This window comes from Deferribacterota bacterium (assembly GCA_034189185.1).
Lineage (GTDB): Bacteria > Chrysiogenota > Deferribacteres > Deferribacterales > UBA228 > UBA228.
The window spans coordinates 1-7,302 of sequence record JAXHVM010000088.1; the positions used below are offsets into that span (position 1 = coordinate 1).

A 7,302-nucleotide genomic window follows, 5' to 3' on the forward strand; every position below is an offset into this window, starting at 1 on the left:
GAGAAATATGTATTCAAGTTTTTTTGCTGCTGAATAAAAAAGAGGAAATCATAGAGTGGTCTTTATTTATTATGTTTGAAATATTTAAAAATATGTAGAAGCAAATTGTTTGTATTAAAATGGTGGAGGTAAAATTATGGATTGTATTTTTTGTAAGATAGCAAAAGGGGAAGCTCCCTCTAGAAAGCTTTATGAAGATGAAGAATTTATGGTGATCCTTGATATAGGTGGCGCCTTCTTTATTAATAGTAATGAACCAATTCCTGGGAGAATGCTTGCTATTCCTAAGAGACATGTTGTAAGGTACCATGATCTTGAGGACGAGGAAGCAGCAAAGTTATTTGTGCTTTCCAAAAAGGCAGCCAGCATTATTAAGGAAAGTTATAAGCCTAAATTTGTTGATTTAATAATAAGAGGGGGAAGAGTTGATCATGTTCATATTATTCTCCAGCCCGAATTTGGAGAGGATGACCCCCATAATCTTATGTTTAGATTGATGGAGTCACTTTTTAAGTTACTACCAGATGAGTTTCTCGATAAGACTTATGGACAGTTGAAAGAAAAATTTAAGGGATTAAAGATTTAAATTTTGAGACCTAGATTTATCTATTAATAAAATATTATATTTTTAGAAAAATGATATTGCAAATCAATGTATTTAAAAATTACATTTTATTTTTTAACATTAGTTTGTTTATTTTAATAAAATAAATATAATTGTATTATAATATGAGAAAAAGGTGAAGTAGAATGGAAGAGTGTGAATATATTAACCAATTAAATGAGAAGTGGACAAAGATATGGCCACACCCATCACTTCCCAAGGAACCAAAATATCCTTTTGGAAAAATACCAATACATAAATATCTAGAAAAATATGCTGAAATAGAACCGTCAAGAACTTATTTGATATATTATGGTAGAAAGATATCCTATGGAGAGATTGATAACCTAAGTGATAGATTTGCAAACTATCTTACAAGCACAGGATTTGCTAGAGATAGGGTTGCTTTATTGCTTCCAAATATACCTCAATTTTACATAGCCTATTTCGGAACATTAAAAGTAGGTGGTGTATGTGCACTATTGAATCCAATGCTGAAAGAAATAGAATTGGAGCAATTTTTACAATTATCTAAGCCCAAAGTCCTATTAGTTCTTGAATCAAATTATCAGATGGTAGGTAGAATAGTTAAAAAATTATCAAGAGAATGCACAATTATCGCAACCTCAATAGATAAATTTATTCCGCACAAGCCTGATATACCTTTACATCCCCATATGAAAGTCAGGTTACAGAGACAAGAAGGGGCTATATACTTGTCTGATGTTCTTCAGAATTCACAGTCGAAGAAATCAAACATAGAAGTCAAGATTGATGATTACGCGACAATGAATTTTACTGGTGGTACAACAGGATTGCCAAAATGTGTTTTACACAAGCATTTGAACATCATATATACTGGTGCATGTGTGCATACATTTGGTTATGCGGATATATTGGTCGAACATTATGGAGGAAAACAAATAGATTTTAATAATTTTATTTTAAAGATGAAAAATGAAGAGGTTGTTTTGGCTGCTATGCCAATATTTTGGGTAGCAGGAAACGATATTGGTGTAGTTGGCCCAACTATTTCTGGCACAACAATTGTATTACTTGTTAGATGGGATTTAACTGCAGCAGTCAAAGCTATCCAGAGGTATAGTATTAAAACTGTATATGCACCCTTTGACCTTTACTGGGAGATCATAAACTATCAAGATGTTTGTAAATATGATCTGACATCTTTAGTATCCTGCACAGGCTCTAGTTTTGTGAAATCACTTACGCAAGAGCTTAGGGATAAGTGGAAAAAGTTGACAGGTGCTTTGCTTCATGAAGCTGCTTATGGGTTAACAGAGACCCACACATTTGATACCTTTGTTTCTGGTTTTCATAAAGAGGATATGGATATAAAGGAAAGTGAGAAATATGGTGGAATTTTTTGTGGCATACCTACTCCAGGAACAATAATAAAGATTGTAGATGGAAGAGGTAGAATAGTGCCATTTGGTGAGCGAGGAGAGATAGCCATTAAATCCCCATCTCTTGTTGAGGGGTATCTCGAAAATCTAGAAGAGACGAAAAAGTCATTCGTAAATGGATGGTTATTAACTGGAGATATAGGAATGTACGATGGGAATGGCTTCTTTTACTATATATCAAGAAAAAAGTATATGTTGAAGGTTTCAGGGGTTAGCGTATATCCTTCGGAGATAGAGTTTATTTTGCTTAAACACCCTTCAGTAGAAAAGGCAGGTGTTATAGGTACAAGTGATCCAAAAAAAGGGGAAGTGCCTATTGCATTCGCGAAGCTTAAAGAAGAGTTTCAGGGTAAGGTTAAAGAAGAGGATCTTCTAGAATGGTGTAGAGAACATATGGCGCCTTACAATATCCCTAAAAAAATATTAATCAGAGATTCTCTTCCACTCACAACAACGGGTAAGGTTATAAGAGAAGAATTGACAAAGATCTTTAAAAATCTTTATAAAAGTTAAATATGTTTAAGAAACATATCAATTATGTTATTCTTTCTAAAGATATTGTATTGCTTTAAAATTGTGAGGGGTTGAGTGTAGTATCTCTAGTATTAATATTAAATTTTTTTGTTTTTAAATAAAATGTTCTCCTGCTAATACCCAGTTTTTCTATAGCTTCTGTTATAGTATTTGAATTTGTTATTGCTTTAATAATCTCTTTTTTTTCGATACTGCTTAATTTATCAGGTAAATTTTTTATATTGGTATTTTCATATATGTGTTTTGGCAAGTCTTTTGGTTTTATAGTGATACCGTCAGAGATAATAACAGCATGATATATGCTATTCTCAAGCTCTCTTACATTCCCTGGCCAACTATATCTCCTTAATATTTCATTTACGCTACTCTCAAATGTAAGTTTGAGTGAATATTTTTTATTAAAGATACTGAGATAGTAATTTGAAAGAAGTAGGATATCATCATCTCTTTCCCTTAAGGGGGGTAAGTTTACTTCAAAGACATTAAGCCTATAATAAAGATCTTTTCTAAATTTCCCTGAATCAATTAATGTATTTAAATTTCTATTTGTAGCTGAAACCAGCCTAACATTGACATTGATTGTTTTGTTACTACCTAGTGGGCTATATTCCATATTTTGAGTTACTCTAAGTAGTTTAGACTGCATTGAAATGTCGAGTTCACTTATCTCATCTAAAAATAGGGTGCCACCATTTGCTTGATATAGTTTACCTTTATGCCCTGAGTTTTTGGCACCTGTAAAAGCACCCTGTTCATAACCAAAAACCTCTGATTCAAAAAGCTCTTTAGGTATAGCAGCACAATTTATAGATATAAATGGTCCCTTTTTTCTTATACTATTTTCATGTATAAAATAAGCTACTAATTCCTTACCAGTTCCAGTTTCTCCATTGATTAGAACTGGCGCGTCTGTACAGGCTACCTTTTTAGCTAGAGCTACTTCCTCTTTAAAGCATCTATTTTCACCTATTAAATGTTTATTACTTTTTAGGTTATAATAGAGGTGCTCATTAAAATTGTCATTCTTATCTCTACTAAACAATGATATTGCTCCTATAATCTCGTTATTTAACTTAACAGGGAATATGTTTGCAATAACTTTTTTCTTTAAGCTTTTAATATATATTGGATAATTATTAACTGTTTTATCATTTTTTAATACATTTATTATAATAGCATTAGGCTCAATATCTTTTAAAAACTTCCCCATAATTTTATATTTGGGTACACCCAATAAATTACAATAAATATCATTAACCCAAAGAACATATGAGTTTTTGTCGATTATTATCATAGCCTCATTTATATGATTAAATGTATAGGTAAGATAGTAAAAATATATATTATTTTTTAGTAAATTTATAAAATATAGTGGTATATATCCAATTAATCTTTTTTTACTATTAACCAAATAGATATGATTATTTTTTATATTTTTTTCCTCTATAAAAATCTTTAATTCATCTATTGATGTTAAATTATCTATATTTAGAATATTAACATTATCTTTTATAATATTTACTGTAGCATGATTATTTTCTAAAGATATTTTTATATCCTTTGTTTTTAATAAACCAATAAGTATGCTATCTTTATCTATAATTGGTAAAAATTCTACCTCTAATTTATTAATATTTTTAAGAATATTTACGTTAATATTATTTAAATTTAATTTGTCACATTTATCTGGAAAATTATTATCAATTCTAACAATTTTTAAACTATAGATATTATTTAAGAAGTAAGATTTTATATTAAACATAATATTTTATATTAAACTGTTTTATATATATTATGTATAAAAAGTAAACAAATGTAAAGACATAAAACCAACATAATAATAAGAAATTTATTTTTTATATAATATGTAAACAATATATATTTTTAATACGCTATTATAAGGGTATTTACAGCTTTATTAATGTGGCATATGATTTGCATAATATAAATAAGTTTTATCTATGGAGGTTTCTATGATCTCAAAAAATTTGTTAACTGATGAAGCAAAAAACATAATGGAGACAGTTAAAACATTTTGTGAGAAAGAGTTTAAGGATACCCTCAAATGGGATGCAGAACAATACATGCCCTATGAATTGTGGTCTAAAATGGGCGAAATTGGATTAACAGGTATTATGTTAGATAGTGAGCTAGGTGGGCTGGGAGATGATCTACTATTGGCTGTTGTTATAATGGAGGAAATGGCAATATATTCACCTGCTATTAGTATGACCCTTGGAGCACATACTATATTAGCAGGTAATGTTATTAACAGGGCAGGCAATAAAGCACAAAAAGAGAAATACATTCCAGATATAGCTACAGGTAAAAAAGTTGCTTCAATATGCATAACTGAACCAGAAGTGGGTAGTGATGCAGCCCATCCCAAAACTAAAGCAGTAAAAAAAGGTGATTATTATATTATCAATGGAACAAAAACATTTATAACAAATGCACCACATGCTGATATTTTTGTTGTATATGCCGCAACTGATGAAACAAGTGAAAAGAGAAACGTATCTGCTTTTATTGTAGAAAAGAGTTTTGGCAATATTACAGTTAATAAACTGAGTAAAATGGGTATGAGAGCTTCTCCCACAGGGGAGGTGCATTTTGACAATGTAGAGGTGCCAGCAGAAAATCGTTTAGGTGAAGAAGGTGATGGTGTTTATATTATGATGTCAGGTTTGGATGTTGAAAGGATTGGTTTGTCAGGTGGAAACATTGGCATGATGAAAGGATCTTTAAAAGTAGCTTCAGACTATGCTGCCCTTAGAATACAATTTGGGAGTCCTATTATTAAGTATCAGTTTATACAAGATAAATTGTCTTATATGTTTACGCAATTAGAGCTAAATAGGAATTATTTATATACCCTTGCAAATGAGTGGAATAAAAATAAAGGCAGTAGAGCATTAAGAGCCCCGACTGCTGCTGTTAAATTGCATTCTTCAGAGGCAGCAATTAAGTGCGCAGAAGAAGCAATTCAAATTATGGGAGGTACTGGTTTTATGGATGATACTATGCCGCAGATGTATTGGAGAGATGCAAAATTATATACTATTGGGGCTGGTACAAGCGAGATGATGAAGTTAATTATATCAAGAGAAATAGAAAAAGGTTATACAACTTTTTAAAGGAGGTTATTTTATGATTGGTATTAGTGGTTATGGATGTTACATACCAAAGAGAAGGATAAAAGTGGAAGAGATAGCACGTGTTTGGGGTGACGATAGTAAAGCAATTAGTGATGGCTTAATGGTGAAAGAGAAAACTGTTCCTGCAAAAGATGAAGATAATATTACAATATCATATCATGCAGGTTTTAATGCTATTCAAAGAGCAGAGATTGACCCCAGTGAAGTTGGAACGTTATATATTGGTTCTGAATCACCGCCTTATGCGGTTAAGCCTTCTGGAACTATTGTTGCAGATGCTTTAGGTATTGCGCCAGAGGTACATGTTGCCGATTATGAATTTGCATGTAAAGCAGGTAGTGAGGCTGTTTTTACAAGTTATGCAGCTGTAAAAGCAAATCTTGTAAAATATGCTATGGGAATAGGTGCAGATACATCTCAAGGTGCTCCAAAAGATGCACTTGAATATACAGCTGCTGCAGGAGGTGCTGCCTTTATCATAGGCAGTGATAATGTTATAGCTGAAATATTAGAAACTTATTCCTACACTACCGATACGCCCGATTTTTGGAGAAGAGATGGTCAGGAGTATCCTACACACACAGGTAGTTTTACAGGTTATCCTGCTTATTTTCATCATACCCTATCATCAGCAAAGGGGATAATGAAGAAGGCTAAAATAGAGCCAAAGGATATTAATTATGCAGTATTTCATCAACCAAATGGTGCCTTTCCACTTCGAGCTTCAAGGATGCTAGGTTTTTCAAAAGAGCAGTTTGAGCCAGGCTTAATTGCCACATATATTGGAAATACATATTCTGGTTGCTCATTATTAGGTCTGGTAGCAGTGCTTGATATAGCTAAAGAAGGAGAGGTTATTCTCGTTACTTCCTTTGGTTCTGGGGCAGGTAGTGATTCATTTATATTAAAAGTTACTGATAGATTAGATAGGGTTAGAAAAAATGCACCACTGTTAAAGGATTACTTAGATAACAAGATGTATGTAGATTATGCTACATATGCTTTTCTAAGAGGAAAAATAAAGATGAGGGAGGATTAGTTATGAGAGATGTTGTTGTTGCAGGAATTGGTCAAACTAAATATGGAATGCTCTGGGATTATTCTCTAAGGGATTTAGCTGCACTTGCTGTAATAGAAGCTTTAGATTCAAATGCAGTTGATAAAATAGATTCTATATATACAGGAAATTTTTCTGCTGGAACATTTGTTGAGCAGGAGCATATTGGCGCATTAGTTGCTGACTATACTGGTTTTGTGCCCCTTTCATCAACGAGAGTAGAGAATGCCTGTGCCTCAGGTGCTGTAGCTTTTAGGACAGCCTTTAATGAGATAGCAAGTGGGTTCTCTGATGTGTGCCTTGTATTAGGCATTGAAAAGATGAGTGATGTAGTAACTTCAGAGGCTGTTTATTCTCTGTCACTTGCAGGTGATAGGGAGTATGAGGGTTATCAGGGCGTAACCTTCCCAGCCCTTTTTGCATTAGTAGCAAAGAGTTATATGCACGAATTTAATATGCCAAGAAGGGCATTGTCGCAAGTTTCTGTAAAAAATCATGAAAATGCCTATAGCAATCCAAAGGCTC

General features: G+C 32.4%; 6 protein-coding genes. 5 read left to right on the plus strand and 1 reads right to left on the minus strand.

From position 1 onward, the window contains the following. Positions 1–136 precede the first annotated feature (136 nt). Both SVN78_06905 and SVN78_06910 read left to right on the plus strand, forming a co-directional pair. Complete coding sequence (locus SVN78_06905; GenBank protein ID MDY6821334.1) at positions 137–586, plus strand: HIT domain-containing protein; 450 nt, start codon at positions 137–139, stop codon at positions 584–586. Positions 587–750: 164 nt separating this feature from the next. Continuing rightward, positions 751–2,541, plus strand: coding sequence for an AMP-binding protein (locus SVN78_06910; GenBank protein MDY6821335.1), 1,791 nt, complete (start codon positions 751–753; stop codon positions 2,539–2,541). A 55-nt stretch (positions 2,542–2,596) separates the two neighbouring features. On the opposite strand, the gene SVN78_06915 is transcribed toward SVN78_06910, so the two are convergent. Then, positions 2,597–4,324: a sigma 54-interacting transcriptional regulator gene (locus SVN78_06915; GenBank protein MDY6821336.1), complete on the minus strand. Its 1,728-nt coding sequence runs from the start codon at positions 4,322–4,324 to the stop codon at positions 2,597–2,599. 211 nt (positions 4,325–4,535) lie between these two features. On the opposite strand from SVN78_06915, the gene SVN78_06920 reads away from it, so the two are divergent. From SVN78_06920 to SVN78_06930, 3 genes are all read left to right on the plus strand, one after another. After that, positions 4,536–5,699, plus strand: a complete 1,164-nt coding sequence (locus SVN78_06920) for an acyl-CoA dehydrogenase family protein (GenBank protein MDY6821337.1) — start codon at positions 4,536–4,538, stop codon at positions 5,697–5,699. Between the two features lie 13 nt (positions 5,700–5,712). Further along, positions 5,713–6,759, plus strand: a complete 1,047-nt coding sequence (locus SVN78_06925) for a hydroxymethylglutaryl-CoA synthase (protein MDY6821338.1) — start codon at positions 5,713–5,715, stop codon at positions 6,757–6,759. A gap of 2 nt (positions 6,760–6,761) precedes the next feature. Continuing rightward, the coding region (locus tag SVN78_06930) for a beta-ketoacyl synthase N-terminal-like domain-containing protein (GenBank protein MDY6821339.1) at positions 6,762–7,302 on the plus strand (541 nt) is incomplete at its 3' end.

Coding starts and splice junctions, on each gene's coding strand:
- SVN78_06905 (MDY6821334.1), top strand. CDS start 137: ATGGATTGTATTTTTTGTAAGATAGCAAAAGGGGAAGCTCCCTCTAGA.
- SVN78_06910 (MDY6821335.1), top strand. CDS start 751: ATGGAAGAGTGTGAATATATTAACCAATTAAATGAGAAGTGGACAAAG.
- SVN78_06915 (MDY6821336.1), bottom strand. CDS start 4,324: ATGTTTAATATAAAATCTTACTTCTTAAATAATATCTATAGTTTAAAA.
- SVN78_06920 (MDY6821337.1), top strand. CDS start 4,536: ATGATCTCAAAAAATTTGTTAACTGATGAAGCAAAAAACATAATGGAG.
- SVN78_06925 (MDY6821338.1), top strand. CDS start 5,713: ATGATTGGTATTAGTGGTTATGGATGTTACATACCAAAGAGAAGGATA.